Here is a 26,248-nt window from a genome sequence, read left to right as displayed (position 1 = left end):
AGTTGCATTTTAAGGAGACCGATATGTTTGGTTATTCGATGGCAGATATAGGCAATATTGTGGTGATGCAAGGCTTTTCCGGCCTGAGCATGTTTACAGTGTTGCTACTCATGGCACTGGGTCTCGCGATTATTTTCGGGCAGATGGGTGTGATTAACATGGCGCATGGTGAGTTTATGACCATCGGTGCCTATACCACGGTCATGCTATCCAAGGTGGCTGCCACTTACGGCTTCACCAATTACTATTTTTTGTTTGCCATCCTCATTGCGTTCGGGCTGGCATTCGCGGTCGGCTATGTTGTTGAATACGGCATGATCCGGCACCTGTACAAGAGGCCACTGGATACCTTGCTGGCGACCTGGGGGCTAAGCCTGGTCATGCAGCAGATCTTCCGCTCTACCTTTGGCGCCAAAGAGGTGAGTGCCGAGTTGCCTGAGTGGATGTTGGGCTCTTTCAAGCCGACGCCAGACATTGATATCCCGATCAACGGTGTTTTTGTGATGGCCCTGGCTGCGCTGGTGACCCTCGGTGTCTATATGTTTATGTATAAATCACGCTGGGGCCTACGTGTGCGTGCCACCGTGCAGAACCGTACCATGGCGGGTGCAGTGGGCATTAACACTGCAAAAGTCGACCGTGTGACCTTTGCCTTGGGTTGCGGCATTGCCGGGATCGCGGGCGCTGCGTTTACCACGATTGCTTCTACCGGCCCAACCACGGGTACGCTCTACATCGTAGACAGCTTTATGGTGGTGGTGTTTGGCGGTGCAGCCAGCATTGTGGGGACGATTGCCTCAGCCTTCGGCATTGCCCAGGCGCAATCTATCCTGCAGTTCTTTATGACCAGCTCCATGGGCAAAGTGTCCACGCTGCTCGCCATCGTCACGATCTTGATGATGAAACCTGAAGGTTTGTTTGCCTCCAAACTGCGTAAATAACAGATACGGCAACGTGTGAGCATGCTTCTCACGCGTTGCCATAAGTAAATAGACGTATTAGTACTTTATATCTGTCGCACTAGAATCAACGCATCAATAGAGGAGATTTTTGATGACATTATGGGAAAAAATGAAAGCCAGTCCTGTACTGGGTGGTAAGGAAGGCGTGATCGGCCTGGCTGCGCTGGCCGCCCTGATCTTCGTCGTGTTGCCACTGGGGGTAGATATTTTCCGCCTCAACCTGATTGGTAAATACCTGACCTACGCCTTTGTCGCCGTCGGCCTGGTGATGTTATGGGGGCATGGCGGTATTTTGAGTCTGGGCCAGGGCATCTTCTTCGGTCTGGGGGGCTATGCGATGGCGATGTTCCTCAAGCTGGAAGCGTCCGATCCAGAAACCACTAAAATCCAGTCTACGCCAGGCATTCCTGACTTTATGGACTGGAACCAGCTCACGGCCTTGCCATGGTTCTGGGAGCCGTTCAAAAGCCTACCCTTCACGCTGATTGCCGTACTCACCGTGCCAGCCATCTTTGCCTACATCATCGGTTATGCCATGTTCAAGCGTCGTGTGGGTGGGGTGTATTTCTCCATCATCACGCAAGCGATTGCGCTGATCCTGAGTATTCTGATTGTTGGTCAGCAAGGCTATACCGGTGGTGTGAACGGCATGACAGACCTGCGTACCATGTTAGGCTGGGATATTCGCACCGATTCTGCGAAATATATCCTGTACTACGTGAATGGTTTGTTGCTGTTCGGGGCGATCTTCCTGTCCAAATACATCATGAGCAGCAAGTTCGGTATGTTGTTGCTAGCCATGCGCGACAAAGAAGAGCGGGTGCGTTTCTCTGGTTACGACGTTTCCAACTTTAAAATCTTTATCTTCTGCCTGGCGGCGATGATGTCTGCCGTTGGTGGTGCAATGTTTACCTTGCAAGTGGGCTTTATGTCACCGTCCTTTGTCGGCATTGTGCCTTCGATTGAAATGGTGATTTTCTGTGCCGTGGGTGGGCGTGCCTCGCTGATTGGCGCCGTATATGGCACCTTGCTGGTTAACTACGGTAAAACCGTGTTTTCAGAAACCTATCCAGAGTTGTGGTTGTTCCTCATGGGTGGCCTGTTTATCTCTGTGGTGATGTTCTTCCCGAATGGCCTGGCTGGTATCTGGGACAACCTGGCGACCAAATATGGCTGGTTCAAAGACAAGGCTGACGCAAAAAAGCCTGAGGTAAGTACTTCTGAGGTAGAAGCACAAGCAGTACTTACCGAATCTTCAACCACGGGCGCCGTAACCTCTACCGAAGCGGGCGTCAAGAAAACATCACGTAAGAAAGCGGCGGCCAGCACTGATCAGCCGTCCGCGATCGAAAGCAATAAAATGAGAGGAGCAGAAGCATGAGTAATACCGACTTCGTCTTGGCAGTAGAAGACCTGACCGTCTCCTTCGATGGCTTTAAAGCGGTGGATAGTCTCACCATGTATATCGACAAAAACGAACTGCGTGTGCTGGTGGGGCCTAACGGCGCCGGCAAGACCACGGTGCTCGACCTGATTTGCGGTAAAACCAAATCCACAGCCGGTTCAATCAAGTTTAAAAACACTGAGTTAACCAAGCTGTCCGAGCACGAAATTGTACGCTCCGGCGTCGGCCGCAAGTTTCAGAACCCATCCATTTATGAAAACCTGACGGTTTACCAAAACCTGGAAGTGTCTTACCCCAAAGGCCGCGGCGTGTTTGGCAGCCTGACCTTCAAACGGACACAAGAGGTGGAAGACCGCGTGCGCAAAGTGGCGGCAGACATCATGTTGACCGAGTTTCTTGAGATGGAATCTGCCTTGCTCAGTCACGGACAGAAACAATGGCTGGAAATCGGCATGTTGCTCATGCAAGAGCCTGAGCTGTTGATGCTGGATGAACCTGTGGCAGGCATGAGCGCCAAGGAGCGCGACCAGACCGCCGATTTGCTCAACCGCATCTGCCAGAACCGCTCGGTGATTGTGATCGAGCACGATATGGAGTTTGTGAAGAAAATTGCGCACAAGGTGACTGTGCTGCATCAGGGCAAAATCCTCGCCGAAGGGCCGATGGAGAAAGTCCAGGCAGACGAAAAAGTCATCGAAGTGTATTTAGGACATTAATTGGATTAGGCCATTCAAGGAGCACAGCATGTTTGAAATTGAAAATTTGCAGGTGAGTTATGGCCAAAGTCAGGTCATTCATGGCCTGAATTTCAAAGCCAACAAAAACGAAACACTGGCCATCATGGGCCGCAACGGCATGGGCAAAACCACGCTGTTCAAATCGCTGATGGGCATTTTGCCAAGCAAAGCCAGTAAAGCCACCGTCGATGGGATCGATCTGCAAGGCTCGGCCACCCATGAACGCGTCATGAAGGGTCTGGCCTATGTGCCACAAGGCCGCTGGATTTTTCCTAATATGACCGTGCAGGAAAACATCGAAACTGGTCTCGAGAAGTCAGCTTCAGGCGAGATCCCGGATGATATTTTTGCGCTGTTCCCGGTGTTGCATGAAATGCGTAAACGCAAGGGCGGTAACCTGTCTGGTGGTCAGCAACAGCAATTGGCGATTGCCCGCGCGCTGGTGACCAATCCAAAAGTATTACTGCTGGATGAGCCGACCGAAGGGATTCAACCGTCCATCATCAAGGACATCGCCAAGGTCCTCAACGAAATCCGCAAAATGCGTGAAATCACCATCATCGTCTCCGAGCAGGTGTTGAGCTTCACCATGGAAGTGGCAGACCGCATTATCGTCATTGATAAAGGCCGTTTTATCCATGAGGATACGCGCGACAACGTGGATGCAGCTAAGGTAAAAAGTTATTTGTCTGTATAAGTGCTTTTTTAGCCACAGAGGACACGGCGTCCACAGAGCAAAACGAATTTGCAGTTCCTCTGTGCGCTGTGTCCTCTGTTGCAAGCATTAAAAAGTAATATTCCTGATTTGTCTGTGGCATGATGCCGTTATGGATGATTTAAAGCATACGCCACCATCGCTAGCGCAAACGATCGCAACAAAACACTGGCAAGCTCGATTAGAGCTTGGCTTTGCCAAGCGTGAAGCACGTTCTTACCTGGCACACCGCTTATATAAAGGCCCGTTGGTGGTGCAAAAAAGCCTGCATCCTGAAGGCGAAGCTGTCTGTCATGCAGTCATTGTGCATCCGCCTGGCGGGGTCGCTGGGGGCGATGCGCTGCATTTGCAAGTGCACGTGGGGGAGGGCGCAAACGCCTTGCTGACCACCCCCGGCGCTGGCAAGTGGTATAAGGCCAATGGCACGATGGCTACACAAACGCTGCATTTTCAGCTGGCGTCCGGCAGTGGCCTCGAGTGGCTGCCGCAAGAAAATATCCTGTTTGATGCCGCTGAAGTTGGTTTTCATGCCGAGATTGATCTGGCGGGCGATGCCACCCTTGCGGCGTGGGACATCGTCTGTTTGGGCCGTCAGGCGCAGCAGGAACGCTGGCAGACCGGCGCCTATCAGCTCAATCAGCGCATCCGTCGCGCTGGCCGCTTGATCTGGAATGAACGCGCCTGCATGCACGCTAACGACTTCTTAAAAAGCAGCCCTGTTGGCCTGGCTGGGTCGGTGGTGTTCGGTACTTTTCTGGTGTGTGCCGGGGCCGTGCCCGCAGAGGTGCTGCAAGCTTGTCGCGAGATTACTTTGCCTGATGCCAACACTGGCGTGACCGCTTTGCCAGAGGTGTTATGTATCCGTTATGTTGGCCAGGCCTCACAGCAGGCCAGGCAGTATTTTGAGCAGTGCTGGCAGTTACTGCGGCCATGGTATTATCAAAAAGACGCAGTCAGACCGCGGATTTGGAATACATAAGCTGCGTGCATAAAAATATAGTCAGAGAACAATCCTATGGAATTAACTCCCAGAGAAAAAGACAAGTTATTGATATTTACCGCGGCCTTGCTGGCTGAACGGCGCAAGGCGCGTGGCTTGAAACTGAATTATCCTGAGGCGGTGGCATTTATTTCCGCCGCCATTATGGAAGGTGCGCGTGACGGTAAAACCGTGGCCGAGCTGATGAGCTATGGCACCACGCTATTGAACCGCGATGAGGTGATGGAAGGCGTGCCGGAAATGATCCCGGATATACAAATCGAAGCCACCTTCCCAGACGGTACCAAGCTGGTGACGGTGCATCATCCGATTCCCTAATAGATACAAAAAATTAAACCGCCGATAAACGCCGATGCACGCCGATAAAATCAATATCATCTTTGGCCAGCACTGGTTTTGGAGTGGTGGGTTTGTGTAAACACCCTGTCGAAACCGGATGCACAAAATATCGGCGTTTATCTGCGTATATCGGCGGTAAAAAAAGGTATTAAGAATGCATATTAAAAACGAGGAAAGCATATGATTCCCGGCGAAATGCAGGTCGCAGCAGGCGACATCGAATTAAATGTTGGGCGTGAAACGGTCACGCTGGATGTGGCGAATACCGGTGACCGGCCGATACAGGTCGGATCGCATTACCATTTTTATGAAACCAACGATGCCTTGTCGTTTGATCGTGCGCTGGCCTATGGCTATCGCCTGAATATTGCGGCGGGCACTGCGGTGCGGTTTGAGCCGGGGCAGACCCGTACCGTGCAATTGGTCAAACTGGCGGGTGCGCGCAAAGTGTATGGCTTTGCTGGCCGCGTAATGGGCGCCTTAAAGTAGGGAGTAGCAATGACAGTGAAAATGGATAAACGCGCATACGCGGAAATGTTTGGCCCCACCGTGGGGGACAAGGTCAGGCTGGCCGACACCGAGCTGTGGGTAGAAGTCGAACAGGATTTCACCATTTATGGTGAAGAGGTCAAGTTTGGTGGCGGCAAAGTCATCCGTGACGGCATGGGCCAAGGCCAGGGGCTGGCCGCCGAAGTGGCAGATACCGTCATCACCAACGCGCTGATTATCGACCACTGGGGCATCGTCAAGGCCGACATCGGCATCAAAGGCGGTTATATTTCTGCCATCGGTAAAGCCGGTAACCCGGATATCCAGCCCGGCGTGACCATTGCCATAGGCGCGGGCACCGAGGTCATTGCCGGCGAAGGCATGATCATCACGGCCGGCGGCATTGATACCCATATCCACTTTATTTGCCCGCAACAGATTGAAGAAGCCCTGATGTCTGGCGTCACCACCATGATAGGCGGCGGTACCGGGCCTGCGACCGGCACCTTTGCCACCACCTGTACGCCCGGCCCCTGGCACATTCACCGTATGTTGCAGTCAGCGGATGCTTTCCCCATGAATCTGGGCTTTTTGGGCAAGGGCAATGCCAGCCTGCCTGAACCGCTCAGAGAGCAAGTGCGCGCCGGGGTCATCGGCCTCAAGTTACATGAAGACTGGGGCACCACGCCCGCCGCGATTGATAACTGCCTGAGTGTGGCGGATGAAATGGATATCCAGGTTGCGATCCACTCCGATACCCTGAATGAGTCCGGCTTTGTCGAGACCACCATAGGCGCGTTCAAGGGCCGCACCATCCATACCTTCCATACCGAAGGCGCGGGCGGTGGCCATGCGCCAGATATTATCAAGGCGGCCAGCCAGCCTAATGTGCTGCCATCCTCTACCAACCCGACGCGGCCATTTACCGTCAACACTATAGATGAGCATCTGGATATGCTCATGGTGTGTCACCATCTGGACCCGGCGATTGCCGAGGATATTGCCTTTGCCGAAAGTCGTATCCGTCGTGAGACCATCGCTGCCGAAGATATTTTTCATGACCTGGGCGCATTTTCCATGATGTCATCCGACTCGCAAGCCATGGGCCGTGTCGGTGAAGTGATTATCCGCACCTGGCAAACTGCGCACAAAATGAAAATCCAGCGCGGGCCATTGGCTGAAGATGCGGCGGGCAACGACAACTTCCGCGTCAAACGCTATATCGCCAAATACACCATCAACCCGGCGCTGACACATGGTATCAGTCATGTGGTCGGCTCGATCGAGGTCGGCAAGCTGGCTGACCTGGTGGTGTGGAAACCCGCCTTCTTTGGCGTGAAGCCATTTACCATTATCAAGGGGGGCATGATTGCCGCGGCAGCGATGGGCGATCCGAATGCCTCTATCCCGACGCCTCAGCCCGTGCATTACCGCCCTATGTTTGGTGCCTATGGCGGCGGCCTCAAAACTGCCCTGACCTTTGTCTCGCAAGCCGCGCTCGAAAATCCTGAAATTAAAGCCCTTGGTTTGCAAAAGCCATTGGTAGCGGTCAAAGGCACGCGCGACGTCAAAAAGGCGGACATGGTGCATAACACCTGGATGCCCAAGATAGACGTGGACCCGGAAACCTATGAAGTGCTAGCGGACGGGATGCCGCTGGTGTGTGAACCGGCGGAGGTGCTGCCGATGGCACAACGCTATTTCCTGTTCTAGTTTCAGGTGAATATAGAACAAGGCACTTTAACCGCCGATGAACGCAGGTGCACGCCGATAAAAGCTAAAAATCATTCGGGCTTTGAAGTAACATCGGCGTTTATCTGCGTTCATCGGCGGATAAGCAAGAATGACTTTTTTGCTGATTTGCGGCAACGATAAAGTATTTAAACATGATCCATTTAACCGAACGCATCGCCCTCAGTGGGCATATTGACGACACGCTGGAGCTGCCGTTTGACCAGCGCCAGAAAAGCCGTTTGCGCGTGACCCTGGCTTCAGGCCGTGAAGCGGCGCTGTTTTTATCGCGCGGCCTGATTCTGCGCGGGGGCGATTTGATCCAGTCTGAAGACGGCAGTGTGGTGGTGCAGATCGTGGCGGCGCAGGAGCCGGTGTATAACGTCATTGCACCGACGCCGCGCGACTTGATGCGCGCCGCCTATCATCTGGGAAACCGCCATGTGCCACTGCAAATTGGCGATGGCTGGCTGCGGCTGGAGCAAGATTATGTGTTACGTGACATGTTGCTTGGCTTAGGCATGCAAGTGAGTGAAGTCCAGGCGCCGTTTGAGCCGGAGGCAGGTGCTTATGGCGGCGGTCACCGGCATGGGCATGATGAGGACAGTCTGCAAGCGTTGCGCCCACGCGTGAAAAGCGGGCAGGGCAGCGAATGAGTGTCAGCCCGTTAAACGCGAGTCTGGCCCTCAGTCGCTTGCTGCAGCTGGCCAGCCCGCTGCTGCCTGTGGGGGCTTATTGTTACTCGCAAGGGCTGGAGTGGGCGATTGAATCCGGTCAGGTCAAGGATGTGCCGAGCGCACAAGCCTGGATAGGCGATAGCTTGCAGGTGTATCAGGCACGTTTCGAGTTGCCGGTGCTCTACCGCTTGTATCAAGCCTGGCAAGCCGATGACCTGGCGCAAGTGCAGGCGTGGGATGATTTTTACCAGGCGGGCCGCGATACCGCCGAAGGCTATGCTGAAACCCGGCAAATGGGCTATTCACTACGTCGCCTGCTGTCCGAGCTTAAAGACACGCCACCTGCGTTGGTGGCAAAACTCAACACCCTGACGAGCCCGGCATTCCCCACCATGTATGCCGCCATCGCCCAACACTGGCAGATTGCGCCAGAGCATATGTTGCATGGCTACGCCTGGGGCTGGTGTGAAAATCAGGCCAGCGCCGCCATGAAAACCGTGCCACTGGGCCAAGTGGCCGGGCAGACCATTTTACTGGCGCTGGGCGAACAGCTGCCGCAAGTGGTCGCCAGCGCCATGGCCCTGCCAGATGAAGAGATGAGTAACTTTAATCCATTGCTGAGTATCGCGGGCTGTTTGCACGAGACCCAGTACAGCCGTTTGTTCAGGTCATAACCTGTTTGTTAAAGAGCGTTTAACCCATGATGAAAATACATACCCAATTTGATAGCCCCATGCCTGAAGTCACCGAGTTCAAAGAGCCGCTGCGCGTGGGCATTGGTGGCCCGGTGGGCTCCGGCAAAACCGCGCTGACCCTGGCGCTGTGCCAGCGTTTGCGCGAGGTATATAACATTGCCGTGGTCACCAACGATATTTACACCAAAGAAGATGCCGAATTTTTAACCCGCAACGAAGCGCTGGTGCCAGAGCGCATCATCGGCGTCGAAACCGGCGGTTGCCCGCATACCGCCATCCGCGAAGACGCCTCCATGAACCTCGAAGCGGTGATGCAACTGAGCAAACGTTTTCAGACGCTGGATATTGTGTTTGTCGAAAGCGGTGGCGATAACCTGGCCGCCACTTTCAGCCCCGAATTGTCCGACCTCACCATTTACGTGATTGATGTCGCCGCCGGGGAGAAAATCCCGCGCAAAGGTGGCCCCGGTATTACCAAATCTGATTTGCTCGTGATCAACAAGATAGACCTGGCGCCTATGGTGGGTGCCTCGCTCGAAGTGATGGACCGTGACGCCAAAAAAATGCGCGGTGAGAAACCGTTTATTTTCAGTAATTTGAAGACGGGGCAGGGGTTGGAAGACATTGTCAGGTTCATCGAAAAACAAGGCCTCATGCTTTGAAAATTGGCACTACGCGTCCGTGGCGGTGTTGTATCAGCTTGCCGTACTCCTGTGTACTGTCTGCGCCGATACGCCTTGCCACAAACGCGCATTGCCAATTTTAGGGTTGAAATCGAAGTGAAAAATGGTGGGTGCAAGACAGACTCATCGCAATGTAATTCGTTTGGAGAAGATTCAATGAAAAAAAGTATTCTTTTATTTTTAGGTGCGCTCGCAGCTTCAACCACCGCGGTTGCTCACCCAGGCCATGGCTTGGAGTCTGGCTTTGCCGCTGGCTTCATGCATCCATTCAGTGGCTGGGATCATCTGCTGGTGATGTTCGCGCTGGGGATCTGGGCAGCGCGCCGTCCAGCCGCACAGGGCTGGCAATTACCCGTTTTGTTTGTCACTGTGATGGCCTTGTCGGCTTCACTGGCGATGGCATGGGTGCCGGTCTCCTTGGCTGAAACCCTGGTGGCGGCCAGTCTTGTGGTCATGGGGTTGTTACTGGTCAGTAATTTAAAAATGAACCGCGCTGTGCAAATTGGTGTTGTCAGCATCGCCGCCGCTGCACATGGCTATTTGCATGGCATGGAAATCGGCAACCAATGGTCAGGCTTGGCAGGCATGGTGCTGGCAACGGCTCTGCTGCATGGTTTGGGCTGGGTGTTGGGCCGCCAGACAAATCCGCAACTGCAAAAAGCCACGCAATTACTGGGCGGCTTGATGCTGGGCTTGGGCGCTGTGTGGATGTTGGCTTAAAACAGGTTGATTACGCGCTAATATCTGCAAGCGCACGAATAAAGTCGTCGTCAAATTGATTTAGCGCTTCCATCAGCCTATCCCCTCTGTTAGGTTTGATGGGGTGTATCACCAGATCACCATTGTCTGCACGGCTTATTTCAACTTGTTGAACATCTAATTGGAAAGCTCGTGGAATGTGCACGGCCTGGCTATTCCCATTATTAAAAACACGCGTTTTTAAGGTTTGCATAAACGTTCCCCTCGTTAATTTAACTGTGTACAAGAGATTGTATGTATTTTAAAAGCGGGTGGAGATAATGCAACCTCTGGTTGTAAGAGACTAGTCTAGGTTTTTTGTCGCCGCTGAATCTCCTGCCCGAGATGAAAATCTGCAAAGTAATTGAAGTAACATAGCGCATCCATAAAATACATGCATTGTGATGACACCCACCCCAGCGCCCGACGACACCCTCGCTCAACTCAAGGCAGGAAAACTTCAAGGGGCCAAACAGCTCAAATTAAGTGCGCAGTTAACGCAGTTCCCCGCTGAGATTTTTGACTTAGCCGATAGCCTCGAAATTCTGGATTTGTCCGGCAATGCGCTGACTGAGTTGCCTGCTGATTTAAATCGCCTGCAAAAACTGCGCATTCTGTTTTGCTCAAACAACCAGTTTACGCACCTGCCAGAAGTGCTGGGCCAATGCGAAAACCTAAGCATGATTGGTTTTAAAGCCAACCAGATCAAACACATCCCGGAAGCCGCTATCCCCACCCACACCTTACGCTGGTTTATCGTCACCGATAATGTACTGACTAAAGTGCCGCATGCCTTGGGCGAGTGCAGTAAGCTGCAAAAACTCATGCTGGCAGGTAACCAGCTCAGCAGCTTGCCCGCCAGCCTGGCAAATTGCCACGCCTTAGAGTTATTGCGGATTTCTGCCAACCAGTTTGAGACCTTGCCCGAATTTTTATTCGACCTACCCAAACTCACCTGGCTGGCCTATGCTGGTAACCCTTTTTGTAATGCCATTGAGCAAGCGTTAATCAGCCAACATCACATACCGCACATCGACTGGCAAACCCTCACGCTGCAACAGGTGTTAGGCGAGGGCGCCTCTGGCGTCACTTACCAGGCGGTAATGCAAAATAAAAACGTGCAAGAGTCCGTGGCAGTAAAACTCTTCAAGAGTGGCCTCACCAGCGACGGCCTGCCACGATGTGAAATGCACGCCAATATGCTGGCCGGCGAGCACCCCAATTTAGTCGGCGTTAAAGGCGTGATACACAATCACCCGCAAGGCGTTGATGGCTTGGTCATGCCCCTGCTGGACGCCGATATAAAAGTGCTGGCCAAGCCCCCCAGCTATGAAAGCTGCACGCGCGATGTATACGCGGATGACTTAACACTCACGGCACAACAAGCCGAATTTATTTTAAAAGGCATCACGCAAGCCGCAGAGCATCTACATGCCCATGGCCTCATGCACGGCGATTTATACGCGCATAATATTTTGTGGGGGCCTGAAAAGGTCGTGTTGAGCGATTTGGGCGGTGCTTCTTTTTTACCTGTAGATAACCCGGCACTTACGCAAAAAATACTTAAACTTGAAGCCAGGGCATTAGCGGTGTTGGCTGAGGAGTTGGTAGCGGTTGTGAGTGGCCGCGGTGAACTAAACACTTGTTTAGCAAACTAAACTACATTAGTATTCGGTTCTGACGGGTAATTCCTGTTACGTGCCTTAGGTGTTTCCTTCCATCGGCTGGCGATAAGCGTAGGGGCAAGAGCGTAATAGGGTCCGTTAAGTCTTACATTCAATTGTCGTTACTGGTTGTACTACTGTTTGATTGGTAGAAAACAGAATAAAACGAACATTATATGTCCCAAATAATCTCATCAAACGCACGCCAAAAGTTGATTAACGCTATTGTGTTTTTTGCGTCTAATACTCAATTCTGCGGCAAGATAAAGCTCTTTAAACTGCTTTATCTCATGGACTTTGAGCACTTTAGCCAAACTGGCAAAAGCGTCACAGGTTTTGAATATCAAGCTTGGAAATTTGGGCCAGTTCCAACTGATTTGATGGAAGAATGGGAAGACTTAAGCCCAGACATGGCGCAAGCCGTGCATATAGAGTTTGAAAAAGAAATTGATTATTACCGTCAAGCAGTCAAAGTGAATACTGGCATTACATTTGACGACGAGTTATTTACGCCACGTGAACTGCGTATCATGTCTGCACTTGCAGAAAAATATCAAAAAACTAAGTCTGAAAAATTGATAGATGTTACCCATCAGCAAAATGGCGCATGGGATAAAGTTTGGCAAAATGGTCGCGGTGCTCAGCAATACATCCCTTATGCGCTATCTATCCAAAACGACAATAAAAACCGCGATGCCCTGTTAGAAATAGGCGCACAACAACACATGTACCAAGCGGCCTTAATTGCCGCCCGTCAAGCAGTTCAACAACCCACAGCAGATTACTAATGTCAGGAATTTCAGTAGCGGCAGGCCAAATATGGCAAGATGACTGCTACTACCTCGATCCGCAATCTGGCGAATGCATGCGCAAATACCTGCTCGTCTTAGCAGTCGATGCAAATACACAAGATGCCATTACAGTAGTATTCACCTCTCAGCCCAACGGATTACCCGAAACACCTACATGTCACATTGGCAACCCAAGGTCAGGCTTTTATTTAGGCATACCAGGTGGTAAGTTTTTTAAAGAAACATGGCTAGACTTTAGCAACCTTAAAACCTTAGATGCCTACGATTTCAAATTGCATTATCAACAGGGTCGCAAGCATTTAATAGAGCAAGCCCTACCAAAAACCACATTCTGTGAGGCCTTACGTTGCATCATGCAAATGCAAGACGACATCACTAAAAAGCAGTGGCGCTTGTTGGGTGATACTGTCGCAGCATTAAACTGCCCGTAAACTAAGCCACCGCCTGCACCACCAAAGCATCGGCAATGGCTTGTTGTTGCTGGTTGGCTTGTTGAATGCGGGTTTTGAGTTGGTCGCATAGCGCCATGAGAGCATTGACTTTGGCGACGATACGGTGTTGTTCTTCCAGTGGTGCTAGAGCAACTAATAACTCATCCCATTTTGAACGGTTGATAATTGGGGTTGCTGAACCCGTTGCATTTAAAAGTAACTCTTGCTGAAAGTTGATTGAGTTCATCATACAATTTAGATAGCTTGAATTCACCAAAACAGGTTTTACACAATTGATTTGTTGATTGAATGTCAGTCGCTCATTTACTAGTAGTGTTTTTCCTATTGAACCGCCGATACAAACCATTAATATATCGCCGCTTTCTGCTAGGGTGCTTTGAGCTATTCCATCTTCAGTTAAATACTTTTCTGCCTCTAATAGTTCCCCTGCCGGTGAAATCTGACCAGGCCCTATAAACGGTATATTCCCGCCAAACATGTGTGTGTCAGAGGTTTTTGGCGTACCACCAGTTGATGTAATTCCTGTTGATGCTAACCTTACCCACTCCCACCCCTTCGGCAATTCAAACGGTTTTTCATCCTCACCAATCGGCGTAAGCGGTTTTTGTTTTTTAAGTTTGCCTTCTGCTATCAGTTTGACTTTTTCAGCTTGAATGCGTTTGAGTAGTTCGCTGGCGGGTTCGTCGTTGGGGTCTTGCGGGACGAGTTTGCCCATGACGGCGAGTTGTAGCAGGGTTTGTTTGAGGGCGTCTATGCTGGCTTCGGTGGTAAAGAGTACATCAAAATGTGCGTAGATACGTTGCCAGTTGGCGTTAAATTCTTCGGCGTTTTGGCTTTGGGTGAGCGTGGCGAGTAGTTGGCTCACCAATGTTTCATGCGCTTCTTGCGCGTTGCTGTGTTGTTGCTCTAACTGGTCGCACAGCGCCATCAGTTCATCGACTTTGGCGACGATGCGGTGTTGTTCTGCTAGGGGTGGTAAATAAACGACTAACCTTTCCATAGCCTCCTTTGTCATGTGTATCATCATCACACCATGACCAGAAGACTTAATTTTTTGGGTTTGCTCTAGAAGGAAAGTATATAGAAATCGTTTATATAGCAAATCTGCCGCATAAAAATCTAACTTCCAAATATGGTAATGGTAAATTGACTTTTCACCTTCCCATATAAATGGGCCAAAAGATGCAGACCAGGCAAAAAGTAAGTCTCCTCTGTTGCAGTATTTATTTTCTTCTAATTCTAAATTTGAGTAATACCAAGATTCAGAAGTAAATAAATTACCAACTCGTAGTACAGGAGTCCCCTCTGAAAGTAACTCTTCTTTTTTATAAGCTCTTCCATTAAGAATATTTACTAAGTCTGATAACCTTGCCCACTCCCAACTTTGTGGTAATTCAAACGGTTTTTCATCTTGACCAATTGGGGCAAGCGGTTTTTCTTTTTTGAGTTTTCCCTCGGCTATCAATTTGGCTTTTTCAGCTTGGATGCGTTTAAGCAGTTCGCTCGCTGGTTCATCATTCGGGTCTTGTGATACCAATTTGCCACGTACGGCCAACTCTAAAATCAACTCTCGCAGTTTTTTTACGCCATACACGCTGTTACCATTGCTACTGGCTCTGCCACGGCCTGATTTTTTCTCGGTGTCTGCCGCTGTCCAAATAGCCATATGCTCGGTGAGCAGATTTTTAATATTGGTCATGCTTAGTTGCCTTGTGTGCTTGAGGCTAGGGCTTCGCCTAAGATGCTTTTAAGCTGGTTGCGTAAACTAGCAATCTCTTGTTGCATGGTGTGGTATTGTGCTAACAGCACTTCAGGGTCGTGCGTGATTTGCTCGCCCACATGGGGGTTTTTGCAATCGAGGTTGTAATTGCGCGCTTGAAGTTCGGCAAGGCTAACTTTCCAAGCTTGTTCGTTTTCTTGTCTGGTGCTAAAGCCGTCACTCTCATTGCCCCACCAGTTGGAGAGGGTTTCAAACTCTTCTACCTTCATGGGTTTGGTTTTGTTGTAGGCTTTGACGCCTGCGGGCAATGGTTGTTCGTAAAACCAGATCTGTTGCGTGGGGGTGCCTTTGGTAAAAAACAGCAGGTTGGTTTTAATGCTGGTGTAAGGCGCAAACACGCTATTGGGCAGGCGCACGATAGTGTGCAGGTTGCAGTCTTGCAGCAGTTTTTCTTTGATGCGGGTTTTAATGCCTTCGCCAAACAAAAAGCCATCGGGTAACACCAGTGCGGCACGGCCACCGGTTTTGAGCAGTTGCATAATCAGCACTAAAAACAAGTCGGCGGTTTCGCGGGTTCTAAACGTGGCGGGGAAGTTGGTTTCGATGCCGTCTTCTTCCATGCCGCCAAACGGTGGGTTGGTAATCACCACATCCACACGGTCTTTCGGCTCCCAGCTGATGAGCGGACGGGCCAAGGTGTTGTCATGGCGGATATTGCTGGGTACCTCGATGCCATGCAAAATCATGTTGGTGGTGCATAACATATGAGGTAATGGCTTTTTCTCAATGCCGTAGATATTGGCTTGCAGCTTGGCTTCGTCCTCAACCGTTTTTACATCTTGCTTGCGGACATGCTCGATAGTGCAGCTTAAAAAGCCACCAGTGCCACAGGCTGGGTCCATTACTTTTTCACCCAAGCGTGGATTTGCCATGCGCACCATAAACTCGGTGACGGCACGCGGCGTATAAAACTCGCCTGCATTGCCTGCTGCTTGTAAATCGCGCAGCAGTTGCTCGTACATATCACCAAATAAATGGCGCTCTTGTGCTTTGTTAAAGTCCACACCTTCTTGGATTTTGTTAATGACCTGACGCAATAACTGGCCGGACTTCATGTAGTTGTAGGCGTCTTCAAACACCGAGCGAATGACGTAGGCGCGTTGGTCGTTGCCTTTGGCTTGCAAGTTTTGTAAGGCAGGGAATAAGTCGTTATCAATAAATGATTTAAGCGCATCGCCTGTCATGCCTTCGGCATTCGCCGCCCAATTGCGCCAGCGGTATGGCTCTGGTAAGGGTGATTGATAGTTGTCTTGTAACAACTCCCAGGCTTGTTCGCGGTCATCGAAAATCTTGAGGAATAATAGCCATACTAACTGGCCTAAACGTTGTGCGTCGCCATCAACGCCCACGTCTTTGCGCATAATGTCTTGGATGGATTTAATAGTGCTGGAAATGCTCATGGTTTGTTTTTCTTATGCGTACAGTTGTTGCTCTAACTCTTTTATTGCTTGTAAATAAGCAGGTTTGCCACCAAAAGCTTTGATAAGTTCAAGCTCGCTTCCCATGCTTTTAAATGGGTCTATGCTGAGGATTTTAATATCCTCAATGTTCTCGACGCCAGTATCAGCGTATTTATCCAGCAGTGCTTCTAGTACTTGCTTGGCTTGCAGGCCATATTTAGCAAAGTAATTGCGTTTTTTCACCTGCTCGGCACGCTCTTTGCGGGTGAGTGGTGGTTGGTCAAAGGCTACATGGCAAACCAGATCAAATGGATCAAAGTCTTTGCCGACTTCTTCAGCCAATGCATCTAGCAAAATACCGTGAGATTCAAACTCTTGTATCAGGGCAGCTTTGCGCTCGGCGCTGGTCCAAGTTTTTAAAAAGTCGTCCAAGCTTTGGTAATCTTTTTGCACCTTGTTGCGCGTGTAATCACGTATCGACTCAGTGATTAATTTACCTTCAGGGCCGTAATATTGCACACGCTGAGCGACGACATGCACGGCAACATCGCCCACCACGTATTTAACCCTGCCAGTTTTTTCTTCCTCACCGTCTATCGTCACGTCTGGCTTTTCTCCAGGCGGTGATGTTGGGTCTTCAATGTCATCAGGCGGCACAGGTGATTGGCCGCCATCAGGCTCAAATATCACGACCGGCTCGCCATCAAAGTCTTTATCTGCAAATAGCTCGGTGGCTTTTTTAAAGTCCATGATGGTAAACCAATATTTACCGTAATCCTCATTAATACGAGTGCCACGGCCAATAATCTGCTTGAACTCGGTCATGGATTTGATGTGCTGGTCTAACACCACTAATTTGCAGGTTTGTGCATCTACGCCTGTGGTCATTAGTTTGGAGGTGGTTGCGATGACGGGGTAACGCTCTTCTGGATTGATAAAGTTATCCAGCTCGGCTTTACCTTCGTTTTCGTCACCTGTGATGCGCATCACGTATTTACGGTTTTCTTTGATACGCTCAGGGTTTAAATTGACCAGGGCCTGACGCATCCGTTCGGCATGGTCTATGTCATCACAGAATACGATGGTTTTGGCGTAAGGGTCTGTTTCACGCAGAAACTCTGTGATTTTTTGTGCAACCAGTTGTGTCCGCTTTTCCAGCACCAGCGTTTTGTCCATATCTGACTGATTATAGATGCGGTCTTCAATCACTTGGCCTTTTTTGTCTACCTGCCCTGCTGTAGGGCGCCAACCCTGTATATCTTTATCAATGTCTATACGCACAACTTTGTAAGGCGCCAGAAAACCATCTTCTATGCCCTGCTTAAGTGTGTAGCTGTAAACGGGCTCGCCAAAATAGGTGATGCTGGAAATATCTTTGGTTTCTTTAGGGGTGGCTGTCAGGCCAACATGGGTGGCATTGCCAAAATACTCGAGTACTTCACGCCAGGCGGAATCCTCAGCGGCACTACCACGATGGCATTCATCCACGACAATTAAATCAAAAAAGTCAGGGCTGAATTGCTTGTAGATGTTTTTGTCTTCTTCGTTACCCGTAACCGCTTGATAGAGTGAAAGGTAAATCTCATAGGCTTTATCAATTTGGCGCTTACTGATTTTGGTCATGGCTGGACCAAAAGGTTTGAAGTCATTATTTTTGGTTTGATCCACCAGAATATTGCGATCAGCCAAAAAGAGAATGCGTTTCTTTGCACCGGATTTCCATAAACGCCAAATGATCTGAAAGGCTGTATAAGTTTTACCAGTGCCGGTTGCCATGACAAGCAACACGCGCTGTTGACCTCTGGCTACGGCAGCAATGGTGTTGTTAATAGCGTTGGCTTGATAGTAGCGAGGTGTGCGACCACTTCCATCATCGTAGTAAGGCATTTCGATGGTGGATTTTGCCTGCTCACTCTCGATACCTTTCCATTGGCAATAACGCTGCCAAAGATTCTGCGGGGATGGGAAGTTATCTGGTGACAGTGATTGTTCAATGGTTTCAGTATGGCCTGTTCTATCATGCATCAAAAAACCTTCGCCATTGCTGCTAAAAGCAAATGGAATGTCTAGTATCTCGGCATAGTTGAGCGCTTGCTGCATGCCAGCGCCTATAGTGTGGCTGTTATCCTTGGCTTCGATGATAGCAATAGGAATATTGCTTTTGTAGTAGAGGATGTAATCCGCACGCTTGCGCTCACCTCGGCTGTGCAATTTCCCGCGCACAATGATGCGACCATTGGTAAAACTGACTTCTTCGCGGACTTGGGTTTGAATATCCCAGCCGGCTTGTTGAATAGCAGGGGTGATGAATTTGGTACAAATGTCGCGCTCAGACAGCTTTTGACTCACCTTATCCCCCTTGCTTGATTTTTTTTGCATCTTAGCAAAATTAAAGGTGATTGAGGGCTAATGCATGGGGTTTCATGCCTTAGTGTAAAGCGACAGGGCAGTTTTAATGGATGGTGACGCAGGCATCTGTGGGTTTGCATTTTGATTCCTACGTCAATTAACGTAGTGATTGCATGAGCGAACTCTCCTAGTATATGCTCGGGGAAAGCTGGCCTTGTTCCCCGCTTGGCTATTGATACTAAGGATTGTTGATTGTCTAACCCGTCCGTGACCGGATTTACCACCGAACCAGAGACCGCTACACGCGCTGAGCCGATTCAGCGGATCGTGAAAATTCGTCGCGACTATAACAGTTGGGTCGCGAATGAAACCATTGAGGATTATGCCTTGCGCTATACGCCGCGGGCGTTTCGTAAGTGGTCTATTCTGCGTGTCTCTAATACGGCGCTGGGGGCGATTTCGTTTTTGGTGCTGGAGGCGATTGGCGGCACCATTACCATCAACTACGGTTTTCAGAACGCCTTGTGGGCGATTATGGCGGTGGGGCTGATTATCTTTTTAACCGGGTTGCCGATCAGTTATTACGCCGCCAAGTATGGTCTGGATATGGACCTGCTCACGCGCGGCGCGGGCTTTGGCTATATTGGCTCGACGATCTCGTCGTTTATTTATGCCTCGTTCACCTTTATCCTGTTTTCGCTGGAAGCGGCGATTATGGGCTATGCGCTCGAATTGTATTTTCATTTGCCGCTTTATCTGGGCTATCTGGTCAGTGCGTTGATTGTGATTCCGTTGGTGACGCATGGGGTGACGCTGATCAGCCGCATTCAGATGATCACGCAGCCGCTGTGGATTGCGCTGATGCTGCTGCCATTTTTTGCGATTTTCAAGATGGATCCGGGTGTGATTGACCGGCTCAGTCATTTTGCCGGGATCTCGCCTGAGGGCGGGCATTTTAACTGGGTGATGTTTGGTGCGGCGACGGCGGTGGGCGTGGCGTTGATCCCGCAGATTGGCGAGCAGGTGGACTTTTTGCGCTTTATGCCGATGCGCAATAAAGAAAACTACTGGCGCTGGAATTTGGGCGTGCTGATGGCTGGGCCGGGCTGGGTGGTGCTGGGCATGCTCAAAATGCTGGCGGGGGCCTTGCTGGCTTATCTGGTGTTTAACCGCGATATGCCTTTAAGTTCGGCGGTGAATCCGACGCATATGTACTGGATAGGCTTTGAGCATGTGTTTAGCAACCACCATGTGGCGCTGGCGGTGACTGCGCTATTTGTCTGTGTGTCGCAGCTCAAGGTGAATATGACCAATGCCTATGCCGGATCGCTGGCGTGGTCTAACTTTTTTGCCCGGCTGACGCATAGCCACCCTGGCCGCATTGTCTGGGTGGCGTTTAACGTGATGATTGCCATTGTGCTGATGGAGCTCAATGTGTTCCAGGCGCTGGAAGAGATTTTAGGCCTGTATGCCAATGTGGCGATTGCCTGGATTGCGGCGGTGGTGGCGGATCTGGTGATCAATAAACCGCTGGGGTTGAGCCCCAAGGGCATCGAGTTCAGACGCGCTTATTTGTATGACATTAACCCGGTGGGTGTGGGCGCCATGTTTATTGCCTCGGCGGTGTCGATTGCGGCGTATACCGGGGCGATGGGCGTGGTGGCGCAGTCATTCTCTACGTTTATTTCGTTGATCACTGCGCTGGTGATGTCACCGCTGATTGCCTGGTGGACCCAGGGCAAGTATTACCTGGCCAGACCGCGGCCCAAGTATTTGCAGCCAACCAAGACCCAGCGCTGCGTGATTTGCGAGCGTGAATATGAAATGAATGACATGGCGCATTGTCCGGCGTATGGCGGGGCCATTTGCTCGTTATGCTGCTGCCTCGATGCGCGCTGCCATGACGCGTGCAAGCCGCAAGCGCGGCTCAGTGCGCAGTGGGAGGCGTTAAACAAACGCTTTTTGCCGCAGCGCTTGTGGCCACACCTGAATGGCGGCGTGGCGCATTTTCTGTTGTTGATGGTGATTGCGGTGGTGCTGTTTGGTGCCACCATAGGCCTGATTTACCTGCATGATGCCTTGACCATTGGCCGCGAATATCCCGAGCTGATGCGTCACTTCAGGTTGGGCTATTTGAAGATTTTTGTCGCCTTGCTGTTTTTGGGCGGCATTGTCGCCTGGTGGCTGGTGCTGACCTCGGCCAGCCGCCGGGTGGCACAGGAAGAGTCCAACCGGCAAACCGGCTTGTTGCTTGAAGAAATCGAGTCGCACAAAAAAACCGATGCCCAGTTACAAAAGGCGCGCCGACTGGCGGAAGAAGCCAACCAGGCCAAGAGCCGCTACATTACCGGTATCAGTCATGAGTTGCGCACGCCGCTCAACAGTATTCTGGGCTATGCACAGTTGCTCACTAACGATGCCAGCATCCCCGAGCACCGCAAGCAGGCGATTAAAACCATCAGCCGCGGCGGCGAGCATTTGCTGTCATTGATCGAAAGTACGCTTGACATTGCGCGCATTGAAAGCGGCAAAATGACCTTTGATGTCAAACCACTGCATTTCCCCGAGTTTATCGACCAGATTGTCAGCATGTTTGAGATTCAGGCACAAAACAAAGGCCTGGCATTTATTTTTGAAAAGCAAGGCAACCTGCCCGAGTACGTGCGGGCAGACCATAAGCGCCTGATGCAGATTCTGGTCAATATTGTCGGGAACGCGGTTAAGTTTACCAGCAAGGGCAGTGTGACATTCAAGGTGAGTTATGCGCGTGAGATTGCGCAAATTGATATTGCCGACACCGGGCCGGGTATCGCCCCCAATGAGGTGGAAAAAATCTTTGAGCCGTTTGAGCGCGGTAGCGCGGCCGATGTGGTTGGCATTGGCGGCACCGGCCTGGGCCTGACCATTAGCAAGTTGTTGACGCAGTTGATGGGCGGCGAAATGCAGTTTGAGAGCGTGCTTGGCCACGGCACGCGCTTTGAAATCCGGTTGTTCTTGCCGCAGATCCGTGAAACTGCGCATCTCCCCAAGAAAACGGTGCGCCAGCGCCTGGGCTATGAAGGGCCGGTGAAAACCATCCTGGTGGTGGATAACGAAGAGGTGGACCGCGAGTTGTTGCGCAACACCTTGCAGCCGCTGGGCTTTATTGTGCATGAAGCTGCCAATGGCCAGGCCTGCGTCAATCAATACCAGATGCTTAAGGCGGATGCGATTTTAATGGACTTGGCGATGCCGGTCATGGATGGCTGGGAGGCTGCCTACATCATCCGCCAGGTGCATCACGCACAGCTGCCGATTGCAATTGTGTCTGCCAATGCCTATGACCGTAACCTGGATAATCAGGCCAAGATTCCGGCGCGCGACTTTTTTGTGAAGCCGGTGAACCTCGAAGAGGTGCTGGACTGGATAGGCCATCAGTTAAACCTGACCTGGCGCTATGAAGCTAGCCAGGGCCCGGCACCAGCGTTAGCCGCCCCTGTGCTGGCGCCGCAAGCGAGTGCTGAGGCTGCGGCCACGCCTGCGGAAGCGATTCCGCAGGTATTACTGGATAACCTGGTGCAGTTTGCCCGCATGGGCTATGTCAAAGGCGTGCGCGAGGTGCTGGCCACACTGAGCCGCGAGCATCCGCAACATCAAACATTTATTTACGCACTGCAACAGGCCATGGAACGCTTTGATTTTGCTAAACTGCTGCGCTTGATTGAGGAGTATGCCAAATGACCAGTCCCAGCCATACCGTGTTAATTGTGGATGATGTGCCAGAAAACCTGGCCTATCTGCACGACGCGCTGGATGAGTCCGGTTATCAGGTGCTGGTGGCCAACTCTGGCGAGATGGCCTTGCAAATCGCGCACCTGATGCAGCCGCAAGTGATTTTCATGGATGCGATGATGCCCGGGATGGACGGCTTTGCCACCTGCAGGCGGATTAAAGCTGCGGCAGAAACCCAGCATATCCCGGTCATCTTTATGACCGGCTTGACCGAAGTGGAACACGTGACCATGGCGTTTGATGCCGGTGGCGTGGATTATGTCACCAAGCCGGTCAGGCCGGCAGAAGTGTTGGCCCGTCTCAAGGCGCATGTGCAAAATGCCACCAGAATGCATCAGGCCACCTCGGCGCTGGATGCCTTTGGTCAGGCGACCATTGCCATCTTGCCCGGCGACAAGCGCCTGATATGGCAAACCCCGCTGGCCAAGCAATACCTGGAGCAATACTTTGCAGAATGGGCCGCCAAAGAAGCTTATCATGCCGTGCAAACCTTGCCGCCCATGATTTACCAATGGCTGGAAAACTGTGTGCAACAGTTATCCGAAGGCCAGTCCATGCAGACGCTGAATGTGAATCAGGGCAACGCCCGCCTGAGTCTGACTGTGGCCAATACCAGCGAAGAGCAATGGGTGGTGGTGTTGCGCGAGTATTCTGACGAGGCGCAGATCGAGTCCTTGGGCAAGTTGTTCCAGCTCACCAAACGCGAATCCGAGGTGTTGTACTGGACGGTAAAAGGCAAGACCAACAAGGATGTGGGCGAAATTTTAGGCACCAGCCCGCGCACGATCAACAAGCATCTTGAGCATGTGTTTCAGAAGCTGGGGGTTGAAACCAGAACTGCAGCTGCTTCACTGGTCGCCTCAAAAATCAAGTTTTAGCGGGCTGGCAGGCGAGTCATCGTTGCCAGCCGCATGCCGGCTCAATGTCAGAAGTTGTAGATAAGACCCACCGTACCGACGTTGGTATCAAAGCCTTTACTGCCCCCACCAGTGACATCCACTTCTGCTCGGTAGTGATCCCAGCCTACGCGCATGGACAAGGTTTTGTCGTAGTGATATTCCGCACCTAAGCCATAAGTTGCTCCTGTGTGTGTGGCATCGTTATAGGCACTCAAGCCAGAGGAGATTTTGCTTTTGGTGGCGGCGACACCGAGTTTGCCGTAAAAATCAAAGGATTCATTGAGGGGTATGCTGCCCACAGCCGTTAGGCTGAGGGCATCGGCCTTGGCACTGCCACTGACGTTATCCGTCACCTTGCCTATCCCGGTATATTGGCCTTCGACGGCAAAATAGGGGTTGAATCTATAGCCGCCGACGACGCCAGCAATCGCCTGGTTCTCCTTGTCCACGCCATTTGGCGTGCTGAGGTTGTTGTTGGCTACACCGACATTAAAGCCGCCATAAAAGCCTTCGGCATGCCCAAGCAGAGGGGCTGTCAGCAATAGGCTGCTGACCAACAGATTGAAAACAGATTGACGCATCAGTGCTTCTCCAAGTGACGTTATTTCAAATTCGGTTATTTCAGTTTGCTTTGTGCCAGGCGCAGGCCTTCTTCAATCTCCTGCTTGCGGCCAGCATCGGCGTCTTCACGGCCGGGGCGGGCAGGGGCTTGCAGCGCTTTCTGGTAGTAGGTCACGGCCTGGCTATAGTCGCCCTGGGCACGCAAAAAGTCTGCATAGAAATAGTTGCTGTCTATGCCAGTCGGATTCAGTTGCAAGGCTTTTTCGAGGTACTCGCGGCCTTTTTTCTTGTCGCCAAAGCCAATCGGCCAGCCAGGGACGCGGAAGTAGAGTGAGCCCAGTGTGGTATATGCGGAGCCATGCAGCGCTTGCGGGTTGGTTTTGATGCTGGCCAGCAACAGGTCGCGGGCTTGTTCAGCCGCTTTCAAGGCATTCACCGGATGCAGTGGCCCCATGCTCTTCGCGTAACCGCTTAACACGATCGCCTCCCAGATCATGGCTTCATTGGCGTCAGGATGCTGGGTCGTGAGTTGATGGGCTTGCTCGGTCAGGACTTTGAAGGCGGGTTCTTGCTGGTCTTTGCTAGTTTGATAGGTCGCTTTGGCCCAGGCATGCTGCAGCGTGGCCAGTTCGTTGTCTAACATTTCATCGGCAAAAGCAGCACTGGTCAGCATTGCCAGGCAGGTATAGATCATCCAGCGTTTCACAATCACTCCTCGTAAATTATTGAATTAAATGCAGTTGAGTCATCCCATTTTTGCAAAAACGATGCCAGTCTGCGCCGCTGATTGAATAGGTATAAAAATCAAACAGTTGCTGTTTTGTCCTCGCTCGCTTGAAAGCTGGCTGTAAGCTAGGGTGCGCGAACTCTGCTTTTTTTGCAGGGTCGGACAGGGTGACACTGCAAAAAATGCATGCTAAGGTCCTCTTTCTTGTTAGCCCACTCAAGCCATCCACCTCATGTCCCTGCGCCTGTTGCCACATTCTTTTGAAGTCTTGTCCCAGCGGTATGGGGAGCGCTACAAATGGATGGTGTTATTGATCATTGGCGTCGGCACGATGGCGGGGGTGTTATGTACGTCCAGCTTTAACGTGGCGGTGCCAGCGTTGACGCGCACGTTTCATTTGGGGCAGGATCATGTGCAGTGGGCCATGACGGCATTTTTGGCGGCGATGACCATAGGCATGTTGCCTGCCGCCTGGTGGTTGCAGCGCTTTGGCTTGCGGCGCGTGTTTATGTGGACGCTGTGGCTGTTGGTGGCGGCCAGCGTAGCGGGCTTTTATGCGCACAGCTTTGTGCAGGTAGTGATTGCAAGGCTGCTGCAAGGCCTGGCTGCAGGCGTGCTGCAACCGCTGGGGGTGATGGCGCTCATGCGTCTGTTTCCGCCAGACATTCAGGGACGCGCGTCGGGGATCCTGATTGTCGGCATTGCGTTTACGCCTGCCATCGCGCCCTCCATCAGTGGCTGGTTGCTGGATCAGTTTGGCTGGCAGGCGATTTTTCTGCTTGGCGTGCCGTTTGCGCTGATCGCCCTGCTGTGTGCCTGGCGGTGGTTGCCTGCGCCCAGGCAGCAGCCGGTCAATGCGTTTGACTGGGCGGGCCTGGGCTGGTTGTCGGCGGCGACCATCGGCTTGATTGAGTTTGTTTCCAGCTTGCATCACAGTGGGCTGTTTGCGCCGTGGACCTGGGGGCAGGCCTTGCTCACGGTAGGGTCGCTGCTTTGTTATATGCGGCATGCCCGACAATTACCGCATGCCATCATACAATTGCATCTGTTCCAGCGGCCCACCTTTAGCCGCGGCACCTTGGTGGCCTTTGCTTATGGCTTTGGCCTGTATGCCTCCACTTATCTGATCCCGGTATTTTTACAAAATGCCATGGCTTTTTCGGCCACAGAGGCTGGGGTGTTGCTGTTGCCTTCAGGCATGGCCCTGGTGTTGACCATCCCGATCGCTGGCCGGATGGCTGATCAACTGTCTCCACGGCGCATTACGCTGGCTGGCCTGGTCATTTTCGGCGCATCTTTTATCGTATTTGCCGTGGCCGCCGATCAGGTGCGCTACTGGGAAATTGTTGCGGCGACCATTGTGGGCCGCATCGGTCTTGGCCTGATTTTGCCGGCATTAAACCTGGCGACCTTGCATGAAATGGAGCCGCAGCATTTGGGCCAGTCTTCGGTGGTGGTCAGTTATGCACGCCAGTTAGGCGGCGTGGTGGGGGTGGCCATGATGGCGGTATTTATGGAGTGGCGCGAGCGTATTTATGGACAGCTGCCGCCGGGTATTTTCGAGGCCTATGCACAGGGCTTTCTGCTGCTATCTGCCGTGATTGTGTTGGCGATCATGGTGGCGCTGGGCATGCAGGACCGCAAGCGCTAACGACATAAACC

General features: G+C 51.7%; 24 protein-coding genes. 18 read left to right on the top strand and 6 right to left on the bottom strand.

Annotation, left to right across the window (positions count from 1 at the left end):
• Positions 1-23 precede the first annotated feature (23 nt).
• The 12 genes from urtB to GOC95_RS04600 all read left to right on the top strand — a co-directional run bounded on the left by urtB (position 24) and on the right by GOC95_RS04600 (position 10,153).
• Positions 24-941, top strand: a complete 918-nt coding sequence (gene urtB / locus GOC95_RS04655) for an urea ABC transporter permease subunit UrtB (protein ID WP_194748369.1) — start codon at positions 24-26, stop codon at positions 939-941.
• Between the two features lie 112 nt (positions 942-1,053).
• Positions 1,054-2,343 carry an urea ABC transporter permease subunit UrtC gene (urtC, locus tag GOC95_RS04650; RefSeq protein ID WP_194748368.1) on the top strand — a complete coding sequence of 430 codons (1,290 nt, stop codon included), beginning with the start codon at positions 1,054-1,056 and terminating at the stop codon, positions 2,341-2,343.
• The gene (urtD, locus tag GOC95_RS04645) at positions 2,340-3,083 is read left to right on the top strand and encodes an urea ABC transporter ATP-binding protein UrtD (protein WP_194748367.1); all 744 of its coding nucleotides are present in this window, start codon (positions 2,340-2,342) and stop codon (positions 3,081-3,083) included. The genes urtC and urtD overlap by 4 nt, the downstream gene beginning before the upstream one ends.
• Positions 3,084-3,111: 28 nt before the next feature.
• Positions 3,112-3,801 carry an urea ABC transporter ATP-binding subunit UrtE gene (urtE, locus tag GOC95_RS04640; protein WP_275356081.1) on the top strand — a complete coding sequence of 230 codons (690 nt, stop codon included), beginning with the start codon at positions 3,112-3,114 and terminating at the stop codon, positions 3,799-3,801.
• A 130-nt stretch (positions 3,802-3,931) separates the two neighbouring features.
• Positions 3,932-4,798 (top strand): urease accessory protein UreD, encoded by an 867-nt coding sequence (locus tag GOC95_RS04635; RefSeq protein WP_275356079.1) that lies wholly within the window; start codon positions 3,932-3,934, stop codon positions 4,796-4,798.
• A gap of 36 nt (positions 4,799-4,834) precedes the next feature.
• Positions 4,835-5,137: an urease subunit gamma gene (gene ureA, locus GOC95_RS04630; protein WP_018985924.1), complete on the top strand. Its 303-nt coding sequence runs from the start codon at positions 4,835-4,837 to the stop codon at positions 5,135-5,137.
• Positions 5,138-5,338: 201 nt separating this feature from the next.
• A complete protein-coding gene (locus GOC95_RS04625) occupies positions 5,339-5,647 on the top strand; it encodes an urease subunit beta (RefSeq protein ID WP_275356077.1) in 309 nt (102 codons plus the stop codon).
• A 9-nt stretch (positions 5,648-5,656) separates the two neighbouring features.
• Positions 5,657-7,360: an urease subunit alpha gene (ureC, locus tag GOC95_RS04620; RefSeq protein ID WP_194748362.1), complete on the top strand. Its 1,704-nt coding sequence runs from the start codon at positions 5,657-5,659 to the stop codon at positions 7,358-7,360.
• 173 nt (positions 7,361-7,533) lie between these two features.
• Positions 7,534-8,034: an urease accessory protein UreE gene (gene ureE, locus GOC95_RS04615; protein ID WP_275356076.1), complete on the top strand. Its 501-nt coding sequence runs from the start codon at positions 7,534-7,536 to the stop codon at positions 8,032-8,034.
• Positions 8,031-8,729 carry an urease accessory protein UreF gene (locus tag GOC95_RS04610; protein ID WP_275356074.1) on the top strand — a complete coding sequence of 233 codons (699 nt, stop codon included), beginning with the start codon at positions 8,031-8,033 and terminating at the stop codon, positions 8,727-8,729. The genes ureE and GOC95_RS04610 overlap by 4 nt, the downstream gene beginning before the upstream one ends.
• Positions 8,730-8,758: 29 nt before the next feature.
• The gene (gene ureG / locus GOC95_RS04605; protein ID WP_275356395.1) at positions 8,759-9,412 is read left to right on the top strand and encodes an urease accessory protein UreG; all 654 of its coding nucleotides are present in this window, start codon (positions 8,759-8,761) and stop codon (positions 9,410-9,412) included.
• Between the two features lie 177 nt (positions 9,413-9,589).
• Positions 9,590-10,153 carry a HupE/UreJ family protein gene (locus GOC95_RS04600; RefSeq protein WP_275356072.1) on the top strand — a complete coding sequence of 188 codons (564 nt, stop codon included), beginning with the start codon at positions 9,590-9,592 and terminating at the stop codon, positions 10,151-10,153.
• 10 nt (positions 10,154-10,163) lie between these two features.
• Here GOC95_RS04600 and GOC95_RS04595 read toward each other — a convergent pair whose 3' ends face one another.
• Complete coding sequence (locus GOC95_RS04595; protein WP_275356071.1) at positions 10,164-10,385, bottom strand: hypothetical protein; 222 nt, start codon at positions 10,383-10,385, stop codon at positions 10,164-10,166.
• Positions 10,386-10,575: 190 nt separating this feature from the next.
• Between GOC95_RS04595 and GOC95_RS04590 the strand changes: the two genes are divergently transcribed.
• The 3 genes from GOC95_RS04590 (at position 10,576) to GOC95_RS04580 (ending at position 13,078) form a co-directional block, all read left to right on the top strand.
• Positions 10,576-11,829, top strand: coding sequence for a leucine-rich repeat-containing protein kinase family protein (locus GOC95_RS04590; protein ID WP_275356070.1), 1,254 nt, complete (start codon positions 10,576-10,578; stop codon positions 11,827-11,829).
• A gap of 182 nt (positions 11,830-12,011) precedes the next feature.
• The gene (locus GOC95_RS04585) at positions 12,012-12,623 is read left to right on the top strand and encodes a Panacea domain-containing protein (RefSeq protein ID WP_275356068.1); all 612 of its coding nucleotides are present in this window, start codon (positions 12,012-12,014) and stop codon (positions 12,621-12,623) included.
• Positions 12,623-13,078 carry a hypothetical protein gene (locus GOC95_RS04580; RefSeq protein WP_275356067.1) on the top strand — a complete coding sequence of 152 codons (456 nt, stop codon included), beginning with the start codon at positions 12,623-12,625 and terminating at the stop codon, positions 13,076-13,078. The genes GOC95_RS04585 and GOC95_RS04580 overlap by 1 nt, the downstream gene beginning before the upstream one ends.
• A gap of 1 nt (position 13,079) precedes the next feature.
• Here the strand turns inward: GOC95_RS04580 and GOC95_RS04575 are convergent, their stop codons facing one another.
• The 3 genes from GOC95_RS04575 to GOC95_RS04565 are packed head-to-tail and all read right to left on the bottom strand — an operon-like array spanning position 13,080 to position 18,658.
• Positions 13,080-14,798 carry a restriction endonuclease subunit S gene (locus GOC95_RS04575; protein WP_275356065.1) on the bottom strand — a complete coding sequence of 573 codons (1,719 nt, stop codon included), beginning with the start codon at positions 14,796-14,798 and terminating at the stop codon, positions 13,080-13,082.
• Between the two features lie 2 nt (positions 14,799-14,800).
• A complete protein-coding gene (locus GOC95_RS04570; RefSeq protein WP_275356064.1) occupies positions 14,801-16,279 on the bottom strand; it encodes a class I SAM-dependent DNA methyltransferase in 1,479 nt (492 codons plus the stop codon).
• 12 nt (positions 16,280-16,291) lie between these two features.
• The gene (locus GOC95_RS04565; RefSeq protein ID WP_275356062.1) at positions 16,292-18,658 is read right to left on the bottom strand and encodes a DEAD/DEAH box helicase family protein; all 2,367 of its coding nucleotides are present in this window, start codon (positions 18,656-18,658) and stop codon (positions 16,292-16,294) included.
• A gap of 222 nt (positions 18,659-18,880) precedes the next feature.
• Here GOC95_RS04565 and GOC95_RS04560 point away from each other — a divergent pair, with 222 nt between their 5' ends.
• The gene (locus GOC95_RS04560; protein WP_275356061.1) at positions 18,881-22,348 is read left to right on the top strand and encodes an ATP-binding protein; all 3,468 of its coding nucleotides are present in this window, start codon (positions 18,881-18,883) and stop codon (positions 22,346-22,348) included.
• Positions 22,345-23,277 (top strand): response regulator transcription factor, encoded by a 933-nt coding sequence (locus GOC95_RS04555; protein ID WP_275356059.1) that lies wholly within the window; start codon positions 22,345-22,347, stop codon positions 23,275-23,277. The genes GOC95_RS04560 and GOC95_RS04555 overlap by 4 nt, the downstream gene beginning before the upstream one ends.
• Before the next feature lie 47 nt (positions 23,278-23,324).
• On the opposite strand, the gene GOC95_RS04550 is transcribed toward GOC95_RS04555, so the two are convergent.
• On the bottom strand, positions 23,325-23,879 hold the full coding sequence (locus GOC95_RS04550) for an outer membrane beta-barrel protein (RefSeq protein ID WP_275356058.1): 555 nt from the start codon (positions 23,877-23,879) through the stop codon (positions 23,325-23,327).
• A gap of 35 nt (positions 23,880-23,914) precedes the next feature.
• The gene (locus GOC95_RS04545; RefSeq protein ID WP_275356394.1) at positions 23,915-24,553 is read right to left on the bottom strand and encodes a hypothetical protein; all 639 of its coding nucleotides are present in this window, start codon (positions 24,551-24,553) and stop codon (positions 23,915-23,917) included.
• A 265-nt stretch (positions 24,554-24,818) separates the two neighbouring features.
• Between GOC95_RS04545 and GOC95_RS04540 the strand changes: the two genes are divergently transcribed.
• Positions 24,819-26,237 (top strand): DHA2 family efflux MFS transporter permease subunit, encoded by a 1,419-nt coding sequence (locus GOC95_RS04540; protein WP_275356056.1) that lies wholly within the window; start codon positions 24,819-24,821, stop codon positions 26,235-26,237.
• Positions 26,238-26,248: the final 11 nt, after the last annotated feature.

This window comes from Methylophilus sp. YYY-1, from assembly GCF_029132825.1.
Taxonomy (GTDB): Bacteria; Pseudomonadota; Gammaproteobacteria; order Burkholderiales; family Methylophilaceae; genus Methylophilus; species Methylophilus glucosoxydans.
This window is presented reverse-complemented; position numbering and strand designations above follow the sequence as displayed.